Raw genomic sequence first — 503 nt, 5'->3', positions numbered from 1 at the left:
GAGGCGGATCTGCAGGGCTCCGCCGAACGAGCCCACAGCCGCCGCAGCGATCCCTTCAACTTCGATCCCGGCGGCGAGGGCGCCACCGTGGGCGCGCTCAACCAGGATATCGATGCCAGGATTCTCTGGTTTGGCACGGTGCGAGGACGGATCGGTGCGCTGCTGCAGCCGTTGCTGCTGCTCTATGCGACCGCCGGGCTCGCTTACGGCGAGACGAAGGTTACCGGGTCAGGTACGGCGACCGGCGGCCTGACCGGCATCAGCTACGCTTTCAGCAGTTCGAAAGTCAACGTGGGCTGGACCGCAGGGGCCGGGCTCGAAGGCATGCTTCCAAACTGCAAGGGATGGACCTGGAAGCTCGAATATCTCCATGTCGATCTGGGATCGCAAAGCGGGACCGGCACCGACGCCGTTTTCGCAACCACCTATTCCTGGAACGCGAAATTCACCGACGACATCGTCCGCGTCGGCGTGAATTATCATTTGCCCTGAGAAATCCAGCC

General features: G+C 62.8%; 1 protein-coding gene. It reads left to right on the top strand.

From position 1 onward, the window contains the following. The coding region (locus ABS767_RS17600) for an outer membrane protein (RefSeq protein WP_408080793.1) at window positions 1-492 on the top strand (492 nt) is incomplete at its 5' end. Window positions 493-503 lie beyond the last annotated feature (11 nt).

This window comes from Sphingomonas plantiphila (genome assembly GCF_046000505.1).
In the GTDB taxonomy this organism is placed as follows: domain Bacteria; phylum Pseudomonadota; class Alphaproteobacteria; order Sphingomonadales; family Sphingomonadaceae; genus Sphingomonas; species Sphingomonas plantiphila.
The sequence above is the reverse complement of the archived record's forward strand: the minus strand, read 5'-3'. Positions and strand labels throughout refer to the sequence as shown.